This window comes from Paramixta manurensis, from assembly GCF_013285385.1.
In the GTDB taxonomy this organism is placed as follows: domain Bacteria; phylum Pseudomonadota; class Gammaproteobacteria; order Enterobacterales; family Enterobacteriaceae; genus Paramixta; species Paramixta manurensis.
Genome location: NZ_CP054212.1, coordinates 431,588 through 448,876, shown reverse-complemented (window position 1 = coordinate 448,876; position 17,289 = coordinate 431,588). Strand labels below are relative to the sequence as shown.

Annotated in this window: 14 protein-coding genes, 3 tRNA genes, 4 rRNA genes and 1 pseudogene; 7 read left to right on the top strand and 15 right to left on the bottom strand. The window is 51.4% G+C overall.

Translation table 11 applies throughout. The features are described 5' to 3' along the window. Positions 1 to 9: 9 nt before the first annotated feature. From PMPD1_RS02200 to PMPD1_RS02185, 4 genes and pseudogenes are all read right to left on the bottom strand, one after another. Complete coding sequence (locus PMPD1_RS02200; RefSeq protein ID WP_173632507.1) at positions 10 to 336, bottom strand: DUF1493 family protein; 327 nt, start codon at positions 334 to 336, stop codon at positions 10 to 12. Next, complete coding sequence (locus tag PMPD1_RS02195; protein WP_173632506.1) at positions 330 to 776, bottom strand: STM2901 family protein; 447 nt, start codon at positions 774 to 776, stop codon at positions 330 to 332. The genes PMPD1_RS02200 and PMPD1_RS02195 overlap by 7 nt, the downstream gene beginning before the upstream one ends. A 302-nt stretch (positions 777 to 1,078) precedes the next feature. Beyond that, positions 1,079 to 1,195: pseudogene (locus tag PMPD1_RS02190) on the bottom strand (hypothetical protein); the annotation flags it as partial. 75 nt (positions 1,196 to 1,270) lie between these two features. Then, positions 1,271 to 2,173 (bottom strand): LysR family transcriptional regulator, encoded by a 903-nt coding sequence (locus PMPD1_RS02185; RefSeq protein ID WP_173632505.1) that lies wholly within the window; start codon positions 2,171 to 2,173, stop codon positions 1,271 to 1,273. A gap of 154 nt (positions 2,174 to 2,327) precedes the next feature. Here PMPD1_RS02185 and PMPD1_RS02180 point away from each other — a divergent pair, with 154 nt between their 5' ends. The 6 genes from PMPD1_RS02180 (at position 2,328) to PMPD1_RS02155 (ending at position 8,252) form a co-directional block, all read left to right on the top strand. After that, positions 2,328 to 2,546 (top strand): tautomerase family protein, encoded by a 219-nt coding sequence (locus tag PMPD1_RS02180; RefSeq protein WP_173632504.1) that lies wholly within the window; start codon positions 2,328 to 2,330, stop codon positions 2,544 to 2,546. A 271-nt stretch (positions 2,547 to 2,817) separates the two neighbouring features. Beyond that, positions 2,818 to 3,738, top strand: coding sequence for a kdo(2)-lipid IV(A) palmitoleoyltransferase (gene lpxP, locus PMPD1_RS02175; RefSeq protein ID WP_173632503.1), 921 nt, complete (start codon positions 2,818 to 2,820; stop codon positions 3,736 to 3,738). 356 nt (positions 3,739 to 4,094) lie between these two features. Further along, complete coding sequence (locus tag PMPD1_RS02170) at positions 4,095 to 5,120, top strand: amino acid ABC transporter substrate-binding protein (RefSeq protein WP_173632502.1); 1,026 nt, start codon at positions 4,095 to 4,097, stop codon at positions 5,118 to 5,120. Between the two features lie 67 nt (positions 5,121 to 5,187). After that, positions 5,188 to 6,366 (top strand): amino acid ABC transporter permease, encoded by a 1,179-nt coding sequence (locus tag PMPD1_RS02165; protein ID WP_173632501.1) that lies wholly within the window; start codon positions 5,188 to 5,190, stop codon positions 6,364 to 6,366. Positions 6,367 to 6,381: 15 nt separating this feature from the next. After that, positions 6,382 to 7,482: an amino acid ABC transporter permease gene (locus PMPD1_RS02160; RefSeq protein ID WP_173632500.1), complete on the top strand. Its 1,101-nt coding sequence runs from the start codon at positions 6,382 to 6,384 to the stop codon at positions 7,480 to 7,482. Positions 7,483 to 7,490: 8 nt separating this feature from the next. Then, positions 7,491 to 8,252 carry an amino acid ABC transporter ATP-binding protein gene (locus PMPD1_RS02155; protein ID WP_173632499.1) on the top strand — a complete coding sequence of 254 codons (762 nt, stop codon included), beginning with the start codon at positions 7,491 to 7,493 and terminating at the stop codon, positions 8,250 to 8,252. A gap of 109 nt (positions 8,253 to 8,361) precedes the next feature. Here the strand turns inward: PMPD1_RS02155 and rrf (PMPD1_RS02150) are convergent. The 7 genes from rrf (PMPD1_RS02150) to PMPD1_RS02120 form a co-directional block, all read right to left on the bottom strand. Further along, positions 8,362 to 8,477: ribosomal RNA gene (gene rrf / locus PMPD1_RS02150) — 5S ribosomal RNA — on the bottom strand. 48 nt (positions 8,478 to 8,525) lie between these two features. Then, a tRNA-Thr gene (locus PMPD1_RS02145) sits at positions 8,526 to 8,601 on the bottom strand. Between the two features lie 15 nt (positions 8,602 to 8,616). Then, a 5S ribosomal RNA gene (gene rrf, locus PMPD1_RS02140) occupies positions 8,617 to 8,732 on the bottom strand. A gap of 129 nt (positions 8,733 to 8,861) precedes the next feature. Continuing rightward, positions 8,862 to 11,851, bottom strand: a 23S ribosomal RNA gene (locus PMPD1_RS02135). 320 nt (positions 11,852 to 12,171) lie between these two features. Beyond that, positions 12,172 to 12,247, bottom strand: a tRNA-Ala gene (locus PMPD1_RS02130). Between the two features lie 148 nt (positions 12,248 to 12,395). Then, positions 12,396 to 12,472 (bottom strand) — tRNA-Ile (locus PMPD1_RS02125). Between the two features lie 71 nt (positions 12,473 to 12,543). Further along, a 16S ribosomal RNA gene (locus tag PMPD1_RS02120) occupies positions 12,544 to 14,085 on the bottom strand. Together the 16S, 23S and 5S rRNA genes with 3 tRNA genes alongside form the textbook arrangement of a ribosomal RNA operon. Before the next feature lie 475 nt (positions 14,086 to 14,560). Between PMPD1_RS02120 and PMPD1_RS02115 the strand changes: the two genes are divergently transcribed. Next, complete coding sequence (locus tag PMPD1_RS02115) at positions 14,561 to 15,115, top strand: gamma carbonic anhydrase family protein (protein ID WP_173632498.1); 555 nt, start codon at positions 14,561 to 14,563, stop codon at positions 15,113 to 15,115. Here the strand turns inward: PMPD1_RS02115 and PMPD1_RS02110 are convergent. Genes PMPD1_RS02110 through PMPD1_RS02095 form a run of 4 tightly spaced genes read right to left on the bottom strand, consistent with a single transcriptional unit; the run spans position 15,091 to position 17,280 of the window. Next, complete coding sequence (locus PMPD1_RS02110; protein WP_173632497.1) at positions 15,091 to 15,342, bottom strand: DUF1488 family protein; 252 nt, start codon at positions 15,340 to 15,342, stop codon at positions 15,091 to 15,093. The genes PMPD1_RS02115 and PMPD1_RS02110 overlap by 25 nt on opposite strands. Continuing rightward, positions 15,339 to 16,157, bottom strand: a complete 819-nt coding sequence (gene aroE / locus PMPD1_RS02105; protein ID WP_173632496.1) for a shikimate dehydrogenase — start codon at positions 16,155 to 16,157, stop codon at positions 15,339 to 15,341. Before aroE ends, PMPD1_RS02110 begins: the two co-directional genes overlap by 4 nt. 6 nt (positions 16,158 to 16,163) lie before the next feature. Further along, positions 16,164 to 16,733, bottom strand: coding sequence for an L-threonylcarbamoyladenylate synthase type 1 TsaC (gene tsaC / locus PMPD1_RS02100; RefSeq protein ID WP_173632495.1), 570 nt, complete (start codon positions 16,731 to 16,733; stop codon positions 16,164 to 16,166). After that, the gene (locus PMPD1_RS02095) at positions 16,726 to 17,280 is read right to left on the bottom strand and encodes a DNA topoisomerase family protein (RefSeq protein ID WP_173632494.1); all 555 of its coding nucleotides are present in this window, start codon (positions 17,278 to 17,280) and stop codon (positions 16,726 to 16,728) included. The genes tsaC and PMPD1_RS02095 overlap by 8 nt, the downstream gene beginning before the upstream one ends. Positions 17,281 to 17,289: the final 9 nt, after the last annotated feature.

Genomic DNA, 17,289 nt, shown 5'->3' with positions numbered 1-17,289 from the left:
TTCGGTTGCTCAGTCATAAATCCATTTTCCGGCTTTAGCAGACTCGGCAAACATCCTGACTGTAAGTGGCTTTTTGGTCTGAATAACTGGTTTGCTGGTAAACCATTTACGGAAAAACCAGGGAGTTATCCAAGGATAATACTTGCTCATATCCATTGAGGATAAATCAACACTGAAATGGCGTTCGAACTTCTCGATTGCAGGAAACAAGTCTTCTTGTTCCGTATATTCCTGAAGAACGTCATCCATTCCCACGGCATTATCTTTAGTTGGAAGCAAGCCTAATATTGGCAACTCATCCTGAAAAAAAGTGAGTACATCGTTTTCAGTTACCATACCTTATCATCACCACGAGCTATGCGATTATATGTAGTCGTTGTGTTGAATGTGATCCGGGCGAAATCATTTGCTAATAGCAGCCAGCCGACTACAGGCACCGTTCTTCCAACAAACGCCCCCAAATTATTGACATACATGGGCTTCAAAAGTTTAATGCTTTTGTTTGTAATAGTGGGAAGCCTGAATGGCAAATGTATATCAAGATAACGGCGGGACAATTTGGAAGCTATCGAAGTCCCCTTAGTTGCCGCACCTGGTTTAGCTCGAGTTTTCAGTAATGGTAACCCAAGAATAATACAACTGACAGCGACTAAATCATGAATACCGTATTGTTCATCAATTTTATCTAGAAATATCCAGAAGAATAATTCTCCCGCCGAGAGGTTGGGCATCCCTTTGTAAAAATAAGTCCCGCTAAGCTCTTCAATCGTATCCATATATGCTCCTTGCTAACGATTTGACCTCATCTTAGCTCATTATGGTACAGGTGGTATAGCAATGGCATAGGTCAGTAAATGACCTGTGTCATACTCAAAGCCTTGTGGGGTGCGGGTTACAGGCAATGTGGTACAGGTAGTACGGGTCAAATGGCTATTTTGCAAAAGTATCAGTTAAACACGCTCCCGGCGGTCTCTTTGATATCTTCGCCCTGCGTTTCGCACCAGAGCATAAAGCGGCTGACCAGTTCGGCGACGGTAACATTCGCCTGAACACGAATAATACTCGTGCTTGAAATCCCGTAACGAGTTCCACAGTCGTAAAGTGTCATTTCCCCAATGTAGGGATAGATGTGCTTACGTAGTTCCGCTTTATGCCGCGCAACATTAGCACGGTTCTCTTCTGTATATCTGCTGATTGAAGGCGGCTTTATCGAAAGATAAGTCGCCTTTTTTATTTATCGCGCGGCTAAAACAGAACGCTGCGGTAGCGCTCATTCAGGCAGACGTTGACGATAGACGTCAATCAGCCAATCAATAAATACCCGTAAGCGTGGGGAGAGATGCCGCCGCCACGGATACAGTATCGACAGTGGCATTGGCGGGCTTTGCCAGCCCTCCAGCACTTCAACCAACCGTCCTTCACGCAACGCTTGTTCAACATGAAAACGCGGCAGTTGGATCAACCCTGCACCGCTTAAGGCACTTACCACGTAGTTTTCAGCGTCATTAACCGCCATCCAACCACTGGCGGTAAAAGATTCGGTTTTCCCACCGTTTATCAGGTCGATAGAGTAATCAATTACGCCCTCCCCAGACATAAAGCCCACCACTTGGTGCTGCGCCAGATCGCCGGGGGAGTTGAGTACGCCAGCGGCGGCAAGATAGGCCGGACTGGCGCAAATCACTTGCGGCATCAAAGCCAGCCGTCGCACCACCAGCGTCGAATCTCGCGGATGCCCGGCCCGAATAACGCAATCCACTCCTTCGCGCACCAGATCGACCAGCCGATCGCCGCTGCTGACCGCCAGCATAATCTCCGGGTAACGCTGGTGAAACGCCTCAATATGCGGTAGCACAATGCGCATCGCGTGCGTGCCGCTCATATCGACCCGGAGTGTGCCGCGTGGATTGGCCGCGACATGACGCAACGATGACTCGGCATCATCAATATCACTGAGGATCGCGACGCAGCGCTCATAAAACGCTTGGCCATCCAGTGTTGGGCGCACCTGACGCGTGGTGCGCTCCAGCAATTGGGTTGAAAGCCGCGCTTCCAGTTGCTGGATAGCGTAGGTGGCGGTCGCGCGTGGAATAGCCAGCATATCCGCAGCGCGGCTAAAGCTACCGGTTTCAACGATACGAACAAATAACGTTAATCCATCCAGACGATCCATGATGATTGTTATCTCAAATGGAATGAAGTTGTCAAAAATAACACATTTATTCAGACGGATTGAAACCGTAATCTCGGCTTCTACTCAGCCGATGTCAGACCAATGACAGAACGGCTGACTGACTCGCTTTTTCATCATCAACAGGAGAATTACGATGCCATTTGTAAATTATAAATTTCCCGAAGGGATTCTGGATGCTGAGCGCAAAGAAGAGATCATTCACCGAACAACCGCGATGTTTGTCGAGTATTTCGGTGAGGATGTCCGCCCTTTCACCATGGTATTGATCGATGAGGTTGCTGATGGTGGCTGGGGGCGTGCCGATGAAACCTTAACGCTTGCGAAAATGGGGCTTCCCGCCAAACAGCACTAACTGCGCTCGACAACAAATTGATGGTGTAATAGCTGAAATCAACGTAAACTGTGTTGGTTTTTTGTACCGCTCATCGCGATTAAAATGAGCGTGATGGAAGGCGCGCGTCAAGCAGCGCCTTTTTTGTGCCCACCCTTCAGAAATGTCCAGGTTGTGTAAATATTGGCACGACCAAACAACTTCTGCGCCATAGCAATGTCTGATGTTCTGTATCGCGACTGATTCAGTTCTTTATGCGCTACTCCACTCACTCATGCATAAAGAGAGAATCATGAAATCCTCACCGATATTTTCCCGCTCACTGTTACATCCCAGGTATTGGTTAACCTGGTTTGGGCTGGGACTGCTGTTCATGCTGGTTCAGCTTCCGTTTCCTTTGCTGGAGAAGCTAGGCACCTGGATGGGTCGAACGTCAATGCGCTTCCTGAAGCGACGCGTACGCATTACCCGCCGCAACCTGGAACTCTGCTTTCCTGATTTGAGCCCTGACACCATCGAAAAACGGATCATCAATAATTTTGAGTCGTTGGGTATGGGCTTGATGGAAACTGGCATGGCGTGGTTCTGGTCTGACGAACGGGTGAAATCCTGGTTTACCGTCAATGGCCTGCATAATTTACAAAGTGCCCAGCAGAGTCAGCGTGGCGCGCTCATTATTGGCGTACATTTTATGTCGCTTGAGTTGGGCGGGCGCGCGATGGGTTTATGCCAGCCGATGATGGCGATGTATCGTCCACACAACAATAAATTAATGGAGTGGGTACAGACCAAGGGCCGTACACGCTCGAACAAAGCCATGATCGATCGTCGTGATTTACGCGGTATGGTGAAAGCGCTAAAACAGGGTGAAGCCGTATGGTTCGCTCCCGATCAGGACTACGGTCCAAAAGGTAGCGTATTTGCCCCGCTGTTTGCCGTTCCTCAAGCTGCCACTACTAGCGGAACCTATATGTTAGCGCGCATGGCAAAACCCGCCATGGTCACCGTGGTGCTAATTCGCAAAGAGTGCGGTAAAGGGTACGAACTGGTTATTCAGCCTCGCCTGCTGGATTATCCGTTGGATGACGAGTTGGCCGCCGCTGCCTATATGAATAAAGTGATTGAACGCGAAATTATGCGCGCTCCAAGCCAATATCTCTGGTTACATCGTCGCTTTAAAACTCGCCCTGCAGGCGCAGCCTCGCTCTACTAATCTCAACAATCAGCCTGTCGAAAAAGTTTTCACAGGCGTTTTTCTCCTCCTTTCTGTTTCCCCTTTCCCTGTCTCATGCCCACAAGTGCGCATTCGGTCACATTGCGCCAGTGTGGTGAAACTATTTTGCACTATTTGTGATCGACTCGACTCGCTTTGCCTCTTGCTGGTGCGCCATATTAGACAAACTTTCTCATCACTCCCGGTTATTAGCAAAGCTTTCTAAAGAATTCAGGATTCTGCAAACATTGGCATTGCCTTTGCAGAGTCGTGGATGGCTGACCGCCACAGACAGGAAAAGCGCGCAACACAATGCGCTGCATAAAATAAAACGATTACGCCACACAGGATGCTTTATGAATAAGATGATGTTATCCACTTTGGTTGCCGCCGCCTCTCTTTTCGCTGTGGTTAATCAGGCTCATGCCGGTGCCACGCTGGACGCGATTAAGAAGAAGGGCTTTGTACAATGCGGCATTAGCGATGGTTTACCCGGTTTCTCTTACGCAGACTCCAATGGCAAATTCACCGGTATTGACGTTGATGTCTGCCGTGCAACCGCTGCTGCGGTTTTGGGTGATGCCAACAAAGTTAAATACACGCCGTTGACTGCGAAAGAGCGTTTCACCGCTTTACAATCGGGTGAGGTTGACCTCCTTTCCCGTAACACTACCTGGACCTCGGCACGCGATGGCGGCATGGGTTTTATGTTCGCCGGCGTTAACTATTACGATGGTATCGGCTTCCTGACACATAAAAAAGCTGACCTGAAAAGCGCGAAAGAGCTGGATGGCGCAACGGTATGTATCCAGGCCGGTACCGATACTGAATTGAACGTGGCAGATTACTTCAAAGCCAACAACATGCAGTACACGCCGGTGACCTTTGACCGTTCCGATGAGTCGGCGAAAGCGCTCGATAGCGGGCGCTGCGATACGCTGGCATCCGATCAATCTCAGCTCTATGCCTTGCGCATCAAGTTAGGTAAACCGGATGACTTTATTGTCCTGCCGGAAGTCATTTCTAAAGAGCCGCTGGGGCCGTTGGTGCGCCGTGGTGACGATGATTGGTTCACTATCGTGAAATGGTCTTTGTACGCCATGTTAAATGCCGAAGAGATGGGCATCACCTCGAAGAATGTCGATCAATTAGCAGCGAAACCGGCTAACCCGGATATGGCACACTTGTTGGGTGCCGAAGGGGATTTTGGTAAGGATCTGAAGCTTGATAATAAATGGGCTTACAACATTATCAAACAGGTTGGTAACTATAAGGAAAGTTTTGATCGTAACGTCGGTAAAGATAGCCCGTTGAAAATTGCTCGCGGCCAGAATGCCCTCTGGAAAGACGGCGGTATTCAATACGCGCCGCCAGTACGCTAAATCCTACCGCTACCGGGCGCTGCTCACGCGGCGCCCACGCCAGCTTTTTCGTGACCGAGGTTTCATCATGTCTCATCGCTCAACCGTGAAAAGGGATTTTTCATTTTCTAATCCCGCGGTTCGCGCTTGGCTTTACCAGATTATCGCGATTGTGGTGGTTTTCGCCGTGGTGGGCTATTTAATCCATAACACCGTAATCAATCTGAATAACCGAGGGATCACTTCCGGGTTTGGTTTTCTCGAACGTAGTGCGGGTTTTGGTATTGTTCAGCACCTAATCGACTATTCCGAAGGTGATACCTACGCGCGCGTCTTTCTGGTGGGGTTAACCAATACGCTATTGGTATCCGCCCTCTGCATTGTGTTTGCATCAATATTGGGTTTCTTTATCGGTTTGGCGCGCCTGTCAGATAACTGGCTACTGCGTAAAATCGCCAATATCTATATTGAGACCTTTCGTAATATCCCACCGCTGCTGCAGATTTTCTTCTGGTACTTTGCCGTGCTGCGCAATTTACCGGGCCCGCGTCAGGCTTTGAGCGCATTTGATATTGCTTTCGTGAGTAACCGTGGGCTCTACATTCCCTGGCCGCAATATGCGCCGGGTTCGCTGCCGTTCCTCGGTGCGCTGGTATTAGCAATTATCGGTATTATCGCCCTGTTTCGATATAACCGTAAATTACAAATGAAAACCGGAAAACTGCGCCGAACCTGGCCGTCAGCCATCGTGATGTTGATCCTCTTTCCCTTAATTGCCCACGTTCTGTTCGGCGCCGCGATGCATTGGGATATTCCGGCGCTGCACGGCTTTAATTTCCGGGGCGGTTTTGCGTTAATCCCCGAGCTTGCCGCGCTAACGTTGGCGCTGTCGATTTATACCTCTTCATTTATTGCCGAAGTTATTCGCTCCGGTATTCAGTCAGTTCCTTATGGCCAGCATGAAGCCGCTCGTTCACTGGGGCTTCCTAATCCGGTTACGCTACGCCAGGTGATTATTCCGCAGGCGATGCGGGTGATCATTCCGCCCCTGACCAGCCAGTATCTGAATATTGTGAAGAACTCTTCGTTGGCCGCTGCGATTGGCTATCCCGATATGGTTTCACTGTTTGCCGGTACGGTACTGAATCAAACCGGTCAGGCGATTGAAACCATCGCGATTACTATGGCGGTCTATTTAGTTATTAGCCTCGCCATTTCGCTGTTAATGAATATTTACAATCGCAAAATCGCTCTGGTTGAACGGTAAGAGAGGGATACGGTTATGACTATTACCACACAGGAAACGCCACCGGCCCCGAACAATCCTCTCTCCCGTGCGGTTGTTTGGGCGCGTAAAAACTTATTCTCCAGTTGGTCGAATTCATTGCTGACACTGTTTTGTCTGTGGGTTCTCTGGAGCATATTGCCACCGGCACTGAACTGGTTAATTTTTCAGGCTAACTGGTTCGGCGCCACGCGCGCGGATTGCACTAAAGAGGGCGCTTGCTGGGTATTTATTCATGCACGCTTCGGGCAATTTATGTATGGACTTTATCCTCATGAATTGCGCTGGCGCATTAATCTGACTCTGGTCCTTGGTCTGTTGTCGCTGATCCCGATGTTTATTCGCCAACTTCCACGCCGTGGTCGCTATATTGCTTGCTGGATAGTTATCTATCCCCTGATCGTATGGCTATTGCTATACGGTGGCTATCTCGGTCTTGAGCGGGTAGAAACCCGTCAGTGGGGCGGCCTGACACTCACGTTGATTATTGCCTCGGTGGGTATCGCTGGCGCATTACCTTTAGGGATTTTACTGGCATTGGGAAGGCGTTCACGGATGCCGGTGGTACGCACGCTTTCGGTGATATTTATTGAATTTTGGCGTGGCGTCCCGCTGATCACCGTACTGTTTATGTCTTCGGTAATGCTGCCGCTGTTTATGTCCGAAGGGAGCAATATCGATAAGCTGGTGCGGGCGCTGGTTGGCGTGATTTTGTTTCAATCTGCCTACGTGGCCGAGGTGGTCCGCGGTGGTTTGCAGGCTTTACCCAAGGGCCAGTATGAAGCCGCCGAGTCGCTGGCATTAGGGTATTGGAAAACCCAGGGGCTGGTGATTCTTCCTCAAGCGTTAAAATTGACCATTCCCGGCCTGGTGAACACGATTATTGCGTTATTCAAGGATACCAGTCTGGTCATTATCATTGGTCTATTCGATCTTTTCAGCAGCGTGCAGCAGGCCACTGTCGACCCGGTTTGGCTCGGTATGTCAACTGAAGGGTATGTCTTCGCTGCGCTGGTTTACTGGATTTTCTGTTTTAGCATGTCGCGTTATAGCCAGTATTTAGAAAAACGTTTTCACACCGGGCGTACGCCGCACTGAGGTTCAACATGACACAAACTTTCTCTCATTCTGCTGATGCGATGATGATCACTCTCGAAAATGTAAATAAATGGTATGGGCAGTTTCATGTTTTAAAAGACATTAATCTGAACGTAAAGCCACGCGAGCGTATTGTTCTGTGCGGCCCCTCAGGTTCAGGGAAATCGACGACCATTCGGTGCATTAATCATCTGGAAGAGCATCAGCAGGGTAGGATTATCGTCGATGGTATCCATCTCAATGACGACTTGCGGAATATTGAAAAGGTCCGGACGGAAGTGGGGATGGTTTTCCAACATTTTAATCTGTTCCCGCATTTGACCGTTTTACAGAATTGTACGCTGGCGCCAACGTGGGTACGCAAGACGCCCCGGAAGGAAGCAGATGAGTTAGCAATGCATTATCTCCAGCGGGTGCGGATTGCGGAACATGCTCATAAGTTTCCAGGGCAGCTATCGGGCGGGCAGCAGCAGCGTGTAGCCATTGCGCGTTCGTTGTGTATGAAGCCCAAAATTATGTTGTTTGATGAGCCAACGTCGGCATTGGATCCGGAAATGGTCAAAGAGGTGTTGGATACGATGATTGGCCTGGCAGAAGATGGCATGACCATGTTGTGCGTTACCCATGAAATGGGCTTTGCACGTACCGTGGCCGATCGGGTGATTTTTATGGATCGCGGTGAAATCGTAGAGCAAGCGCCGCCGCAAGAGTTCTTTGCTAACCCTAAATCAGAACGTACGCGCGCTTTTCTATCACAAGTGATTCATTGATACCTTACCAACGGGCCGCCTCGGGTGGCCTTTTAAAGCTCTCCGGGTTGATATTGTTAAAACGAAAAAAGCCCCGTACGTCAGTACGGGGCTTCGTTCTTGATATAATGCCTGGCAGTTCCCTACTCTCGCATGGGGAGACCCCACACTACCATCGGCGCTACGGCGTTTCACTTCTGAGTTCGGCATGGGGTCAGGTGGGACCACCGCGCTAGTGCCGCCAGGCAAATTCTTTTCTACGTGCCGAACGTTTTAAACCCTAAAACTAAAAACTGGTGCTGATACCCAGAGTCGAACTGGGGACCTCACCCTTACCAAGGGTGCGCTCTACCAACTGAGCCATATCAGCACACTGTAATTTGATGCCTGGCAGTTCCCTACTCTCGCATGGGGAGACCCCACACTACCATCGGCGCTACGGCGTTTCACTTCTGAGTTCGGCATGGGGTCAGGTGGGACCACCGCGCTAGTGCCGCCAGGCAAATTCTTGCTGCACGGAACGAATATAACGCTCTGCTGCCGCGTTATCCCCCGTTCCCGCAAATGCTTTTATCCGGTAAACTCGCTGAAAACTAAAATCACGTCTCTCAAGAACGCCTCTGGCGTTGTAAGGTTAAGCCTCACGGGTCATTAGTACCGGTTAGCTCAACGCATCGCTGCGCTTACACATCCGGCCTATCAACGTCGTCGTCTTCAACGTCCCTTCAGGACCCTCAAGGGGTCAGGGAGAACTCATCTCGGGGCAAGTTTCGCGCTTAGATGCTTTCAGCGCTTATCTCTTCCGCATTTAGCTACCGGGCAGTGCCATTGGCATGACAACCCGAACACCAGTGATGCGTCCACTCCGGTCCTCTCGTACTAGGAGCAGCCCCCCTCAGTTCTCCAGCGCCCACGGCAGATAGGGACCGAACTGTCTCACGACGTTCTAAACCCAGCTCGCGTACCACTTTAAATGGCGAACAGCCATACCCTTGGGACCTACTTCAGCCCCAGGATGTGATGAGCCGACATCGAGGTGCCAAACACCGCCGTCGATATGAACTCTTGGGCGGTATCAGCCTGTTATCCCCGGAGTACCTTTTATCCGTTGAGCGATGGCCCTTCCATTCAGAACCACCGGATCACTAAGACCTGCTTTCGCACCTGCTCGCGCCGTCACGCTCGCAGTCAAGCCAGCTTATGCCTTTGCACTAACCTCACGATGTCCGACCGTGATTAGCTGACCTTCGTGCTCCTCCGTTACGCTTTGGGAGGAGACCGCCCCAGTCAAACTACCCACCAGACACTGTCCGCAGCCCGGATTACGGGCCAACGTTAGAACACCAGCCATTAAAGGGTGGTATTTCAAGGGCGGCTCCACGGGAACTGGCGTCCCCGCTTCAAAGCCTCCCACCTATCCTGCACATCAAGGACCAGTGTTCAGTGTCAAGCTGTAGTAAAGGTTCACGGGGTCTTTCCGTCTTGCCGCGGGTACACTGCATCTTCACAGCGAGTTCAATTTCACTGAGTCTCGGGTGGAGACAGCCTGGCCATCATTACGCCATTCGTGCAGGTCGGAACTTACCCGACAAGGAATTTCGCTACCTTAGGACCGTTATAGTTACGGCCGCCGTTTACCGGGGCTTCGATCAAGAGCTTCGCGTTGCCGCTAACCCCATCAATTAACCTTCCGGCACCGGGCAGGCGTCACACCGTATACGTCCACTTTCGTGTTTGCACAGTGCTGTGTTTTTAATAAACAGTTGCAGCCAGCTGGTATCTTCGACTGCCTTCAGCTCCGTGAGCAAGTCACTTCACCTAACGACAGCGTGCCTTCTCCCGAAGTTACGGCACCATTTTGCCTAGTTCCTTCACCCGAGTTCTCTCAAGCGCCTGGGTATTCTCTACCTGACCACCTGTGTCGGTTTGGGGTACGATTTCGTGTTGCCTGATGCTTAGAGGCTTTTCCTGGAAGCTGGGCATTTGTTACTTCAGCGCCGTAGCGCCTCGTCGTCACACCTCAGCGTTAACGGCCTTCCGGATTTACCTGGAACGCCCGCCTACATGCTTAAACCGGGACAACCGTCGCCCGGCTAACATAGCCTTCTCCGTCCCCCCTTCGCAGCAACACCAAGTACGGGAATATTAACCCGTTTCCCATCGACTACGCCTTTCGGCCTCGCCTTAGGGGTCGACTCACCCTGCCCCGATTAACGTTGGACAGGAACCCTTGGTCTTCCGGCGAGCGGGCTTTTCACCCGCTTTATCGTTACTTATGTCAGCATTCGCACTTCTGATACCTCCAGCAGCCCTCACAGGCCACCTTCGACGGCTTACAGAACGCTCCCCTACCCAACGAACGTATCCCTAAAACGCCTCGACTTTAATGAACGCATTGACGTCGCTGCGCTCCGTCAATCGTTAAGCCTTACAAAACGTTTTAAGTGATACGTTCGCTGCCGCAGCTTCGGTGCATGGTTTAGCCCCGTTACATCTTCCGCGCAGGCCGACTCGACCAGTGAGCTATTACGCTTTCTTTAAATGATGGCTGCTTCTAAGCCAACATCCTGGCTGTCTGGGCCTTCCCACATCGTTTCCCACTTAACCATGACTTTGGGACCTTAGCTGGCGGTCTGGGTTGTTTCCCTCTTCACGACGGACGTTAGCACCCGCCGTGTGTCTCCCGTGATAACATTCTCCGGTATTCGCAGTTTGCATCGGGTTGGTAAGCCGGGATGGCCCCCTAGCCGAAACAGTGCTCTACCCCCGGAGATGAATTCACGAGGCGCTACCTAAATAGCTTTCGGGGAGAACCAGCTATCTCCCGGTTTGATTGGCCTTTCACCCCCAGCCACAAGTCATCCGCTAATTTTTCAACATTAGTCGGTTCGGTCCTCCAGTTAGTGTTACCCAACCTTCAACCTGCCCATGGCTAGATCACCGGGTTTCGGGTCTATACCCTGCAACTTAGCGCCCGGTTAAGACTCGGTTTCCCTTCGGCTCCCCTATACGGTTAACCTTGCTACAGAATATAAGTCGCTGACCCATTATACAAAAGGTACGCAGTCACCCCATAAAGAGGCTCCCACTGCTTGTACGTACACGGTTTCAGGTTCTTTTCACTCCCCTCGCCGGGGTTCTTTTCGCCTTTCCCTCACGGTACTGGTTCACTATCGGTCAGTCAGGAGTATTTAGCCTTGGAGGATGGTCCCCCCATATTCAGACAGGATACCACGTGTCCCGCCCTACTCATCGAGCTCACAGCCAGTGCGCTTTTGTGTACGGGGCTGTCACCCTGTATCGCCGGCCTTTCCGGACCGTTCCACTAACGCACAAGCTGATTCAGGCTCTGGGCTGCTCCCCGTTCGCTCGCCGCTACTGGGGGAATCTCGGTTGATTTCTTTTCCTCGGGGTACTTAGATGTTTCAGTTCCCCCGGTTCGCCTCATGCCACTATGTATTCATGACATGATGATGCACCGAAGTGCACCGGGTTTCCCCATTCGGACATCGCCGGCTATAGCGGTTCATATCACCTTACCGGCGCTTTTCGCAGATTAGCACGTCCTTCATCGCCTCTGACTGCCAGGGCATCCACCGTGTACGCTTAGTCGCTTAACCTCACAACCCACAGGCGTCCTTCTCATCCGGTTTCGTAACGACTGCGCGTCGTAAGGGCCGCGTTGTGCAGTGCTCGCAGATGCTCACATACTTCAGTATGCTCCGCCCTGCTGCGCGCTGACGCCTTGCCCTTACTTAGCTCGTTCGTTACTCCTTCGGAGCAGAACCGCTTTCGGGTGTAAGTATTTGAGAGACTCGTGAACAACCTTGCGGTCATTCATCGTTTCAATTTTCAGCTTGTTCCGGATTGTTAAAGAGCATAATACTTCGCAGCATACTGTCGCCAGTACACTCTGAAGTATCGGATTTCACGACGTATATGGTGGAGCTAAGCGGGATCGAACCGCTGACCTCCTGCGTGCAAGGCAGGCGCTCTCCCAGCTGAGCTATAGCCCCATACAGTCACTTGCAGAGACCTTTTTACTACCCACTCGGCTGAGTGCTTTTCTTCCGGAGAAGATAATTTGTGCTCAGGCAAGGCGTGGTACCGCGACGCATAGTCAACTATGCGAGCCGGGGCCACAACGCAGCATGAGTACAAATTTGGTAGGCCTGAGTGGACTTGAACCACCGACCTCACCCTTATCAGGGGTGCGCTCTAACCACCTGAGCTACAAGCCTATAAAGGTATCCTGCTCGTTCTTTTTCATCAGACAATCTGTGTGAGCACTTCGCGGGAAAGTATCTTCAGGTAAGGAGGTGATCCAACCGCAGGTTCCCCTACGGTTACCTTGTTACGACTTCACCCCAGTCATGAATCACAAAGTGGTAAGCGCCCTCCCGAAGGTTAAGCTACCTACTTCTTTTGCAACCCACTCCCATGGTGTGACGGGCGGTGTGTACAAGGCCCGGGAACGTATTCACCGTGGCATTCTGATCCACGATTACTAGCGATTCCGACTTCACGGAGTCGAGTTGCAGACTCCGATCCGGACTACGACGCACTTTATGAGGTCCGCTTGCTCTCGCGAGGTCGCTTCTCTTTGTATGCGCCATTGTAGCACGTGTGTAGCCCTGGTCGTAAGGGCCATGATGACTTGACGTCATCCCCACCTTCCTCCGGTTTATCACCGGCAGTCTCCTTTGAGTTCCCGACCGAATCGCTGGCAACAAAGGATAAGGGTTGCGCTCGTTGCGGGACTTAACCCAACATTTCACAACACGAGCTGACGACAGCCATGCAGCACCTGTCTCACGGTTCCCGAAGGCACAAACGCATCTCTGCGTTCTTCCGTGGATGTCAAGACCAGGTAAGGTTCTTCGCGTTGCATCGAATTAAACCACATGCTCCACCGCTTGTGCGGGCCCCCGTCAATTCATTTGAGTTTTAACCTTGCGGCCGTACTCCCCAGGCGGTCGACTTAACGCGTTAGCTCCGGAAGCCACGAGTCAAGCTCACAGCCTCCAAGTCGACATCGTTTACGGCGTGGACTACCAGGGTATCTAATCCTGTTTGCTCCCCACGCTTTCGCACCTGAGCGTCAGTCTTCGTCCAGGGGGCCGCCTTCGCCACCGGTATTCCTCCAGATCTCTACGCATTTCACCGCTACACCTGGAATTCTACCCCCCTCTACGAGACTCAAGCCTGCCAGTTTCAAATGCAGTTCCCGGGTTGAGCCCGGGGATTTCACATCTGACTTAACAGACCGCCTGCGTGCGCTTTACGCCCAGTAATTCCGATTAACGCTTGCACCCTCCGTATTACCGCGGCTGCTGGCACGGAGTTAGCCGGTGCTTCTTCTGCGGGTAACGTCAATGACAAAGGTTATTAACCTTCACCCCTTCCTCCCCGCTGAAAGTACTTTACAACCCGAAGGCCTTCTTCATACACGCGGCATGGCTGCATCAGGCTTGCGCCCATTGTGCAATATTCCCCACTGCTGCCTCCCGTAGGAGTCTGGACCGTGTCTCAGTTCCAGTGTGGCTGGTCATCCTCTCAGACCAGCTAGGGATCGTCGCCTAGGTGAGCCGTTACCCCACCTACTAGCTAATCCCATCTGGGTTCATCCGATGGTGTGAGGCCCGAAGGTCCCCCACTTTGGTCTCGCGACGTTATGCGGTATTAGCCACCGTTTCCAGTGGTTATCCCCCTCCATCGGGCAGATCCCCAGACATTACTCACCCGTCCGCCACTCGTCGGCAAAGAAGCAAGCTTCTTCCCGCTACCGTTCGACTTGCATGTGTTAGGCCTGCCGCCAGCGTTCAATCTGAGCCATGATCAAACTCTTCAATTTAAAAGTGTCTGATGCTCAAAGAATTAAAACTGTTTATAAAATCAGTAGTCACTCTTCAAGACTTGATATTTTGTTGCATCCGAAGATGCTTGCGATATCAATCCTGCGAGTGCCCACACAGATTGTCTGATAAATTGTTAAAGAGCAGTGCGAACAGCGGCTTAACCGCCTGTCGCGAGGTGGCGTATATTACGCTTTCCTCCCGCAGAGTCAACCCCGTTTTTCAGAAGTTTTCCTGCGCCTGACCCGGTACGCTTAACCGGTCGCTGCGACCGTTGTGCCGTGTCAGTGGTGGCGCATTATAGGGATCCGAATTTTTTGCACAAGCCTTTTTTCGATCTTTTATTTTAGTTGCTGACTTTTCGTTCTTTTCGCCGCGATCTCATACGATCCGCGCAATATTACCGCACAATATCATTGATGAAAGCGCGCTAGACACACTACGCTAATACAAGAATTAGAAGGGAGAGAAGGTATGTCTGCAGTTTTAAGGCCGTTTAAACACTATTACCCCCAACAAGGCGAACGCGTGATGTTGGATGCCAGCAGCGTCGTGGTGGGCGACGTCACGTTATCGGATGATGTAGGTATCTGGCCACTGGTGGTAATCCGTGGCGACGTCAACAAAGTGCTGATCGGAAAGCGCTCCAATATTCAGGACGGCAGCGTCCTACATGTCACACATAAATCGGCCTCACAACCGGAAGGTTTCCCTCTCATCATTGGAGAGGACGTCACCGTGGGACATAAAGCCATGCTGCACGGTTGCACTATTGGAAATAGAGTCTTGGTCGGAATGGGATCTATTTTGCTGGATGGCGCGATTATCGAAGATGATGTGATGATTGGCGCTGGCAGCTTGGTGCCGCCGGGAAAACGTCTGCAAAGCGGCTATCTCTATGTGGGCAGCCCGGTTAAACAGATCCGCCCACTGAGCGAGCAAGAAATCGCAGCTTTACTTTACTCCGCCAACAACTATGTCGGCTGGAAAGATGATTATCTGGCTCAGGAAAGCCAAACCCAGCCCTGATCGTCTTCCTGCTGTTGTGCGATCAACCGCTCAGCCTGTTCTTCAATATCCCAGCGATGCGCGTTAAAAAGGCTTAATGGCGCGGCATCGCTGCCATAGTGGCGGCACAAACCTTCGCGGGAAATGGCACAGGTCAAAATGACGCCATTAACCAGCGCAGGGAAACACACCGCTTGCCGTTGCTCATCCCAACTCTCCTGGTCAGGGAACTGAATCGCCTGATTCATGACGCCAGCTCACGTTTAAGGCGCACAATCACAGGATCCACCTCTGGCATTACACCATGCCATAGCCAAAAAGCATGTGCCGCTTGTCCTACCAGCATACCTAAACCATCGGCGACACTTTGCGCCCCTTGTTGCAGGCACCACTGTAGGAACGGAGTGCGACCTGCCTGATAAAACATATCGTAGCAACGCGTACTGGTTGAAATAAGCTCGGTAGGCAAAGCCGGTATTTCACCGCCCACACCGCTAGAAGTCGCGTTAATGATCAAATCAAAAGCATGCCCAGCCAGGTTTTCACCGGCCAATGCCTGCACGCTGCCGGAATGCTGAAAGACCGTGGCCAGTTGTTCCGCTTTGCTCAGCGTACGATTGGTAATGGTAATCGAACAACCAAACGAGAGGAGCGGTAAAATCGCGCCACGCGCGGCGCCACCAGCACCTACCAATAAAATCTTATCGGTAGGTTTAACCATTTCCAGGCGTTCAAGATCACTCAATAAACCGATCCCATCGGTATTATCACCCAATAAACGCCCATCCGACTCTTTCTTCAGTGTGTTTACCGCACCCGCCAACGCCGCCCGCTCAGTCAGCCGATCGGCCAGCTCAAACGCCTGCTGCTTAAAGGGAAGCGTGACATTCGCCCCTTGCCCGCCAGCCTTGAAAAATGCGCTCAATGCTGCGCCGAAACCATCAACAGCAGGACAAACTCGACCATAAGGATGTTCGATACCGGTTTGTTCAGCGAACATTTGGTGGATCAGCGGTGATTTGCTGTGATTGATGGGATTGCCAAATACAACAAACGTTTCCATTAAGGCTTACCCCTGTCGAATTAACTCGCCGCTAATAACATCACGAATCTCAGAAGGATTATCCCTTCCACCGGTTTCACCCTTCATTACCGGAAAATCCGCGCCAAACTGCTGTAACACCTCATCAACAGTGCGGCAGGGTGGCAGCCCGGTTAAGTTGGCGCTGGTTGAAACCAGCGGCTTACCAAAAGCGCGACACAACGCCTGAACACCAGGATGATCGCTAACACGTACCGCTAATGAATCAAAACGCCCGGTTAGCCAACGCGGTGTTTGCGGCGTCGCGGGTAGCACCCACGTTACTGGCCCAGGCCATCGTGCAAACATACGCTCGCGCTGTTCAACAGATAGCTCTCGATCAGAAACGTAGGGTTCTAATTGTTGATAATCAGCGGCAATTAAAATTAACCCCTTCTCCACCGGACGTTGTTTTAGAGCCAGTAAACGCATCACGGCGTTTTCATCATCCGGGTCGCACCCCAAGCCAAACACCGCCTCCGTGGGATAAGCGATCACAGCATTTTGGCGGAGTTTTTCAACGCAAAAGGGGAGTGTTCCAGTCACTTCTTTATTCACTACGCGTTCCTGTCATCACGGCTTTACCGCATGCTTTGCTGGCACAAAAACGTTTTAATCCTTGTGCCGTTTTCTTTTCTATTAACAGTGGGAAGTGGCAATATTCGCACTGCCCCTCTATCGGCGTAAAGTTAACCGCAAACTGGCAATCCGGATAGCGCTCGCAAGAGTGGAAGGTTTTACCAAACCGCGATCGACGCTGAACCAGTTTGCCCTGCCGACATTGCGGGCAAACTAATGACGTTTCATCAGGGCGATCGATAACGTCGGTATATTCACATTCAGGGTAATGGCTACAGCCAATAAACATCCCGTAGCGCCCCTGACGGAGCACCAGTTCCGACTGACATGCGGGACAAAGCTGCCCGTCTAATACTTTAACAACATGGCCGTCCGCCTGCGGTTTTAACGGGCGTACAAAGTCACATGCAGGATACTCGGAACAGCCCAGAAAAGGACCATGTTTGCCAGAACGAATAACTAATTCTGCCCCGCATTGGGGGCAGGGTTCATGTTTTCGCGCAGCGAAGAGCGCTGTTTTAGTCATAACATTAAG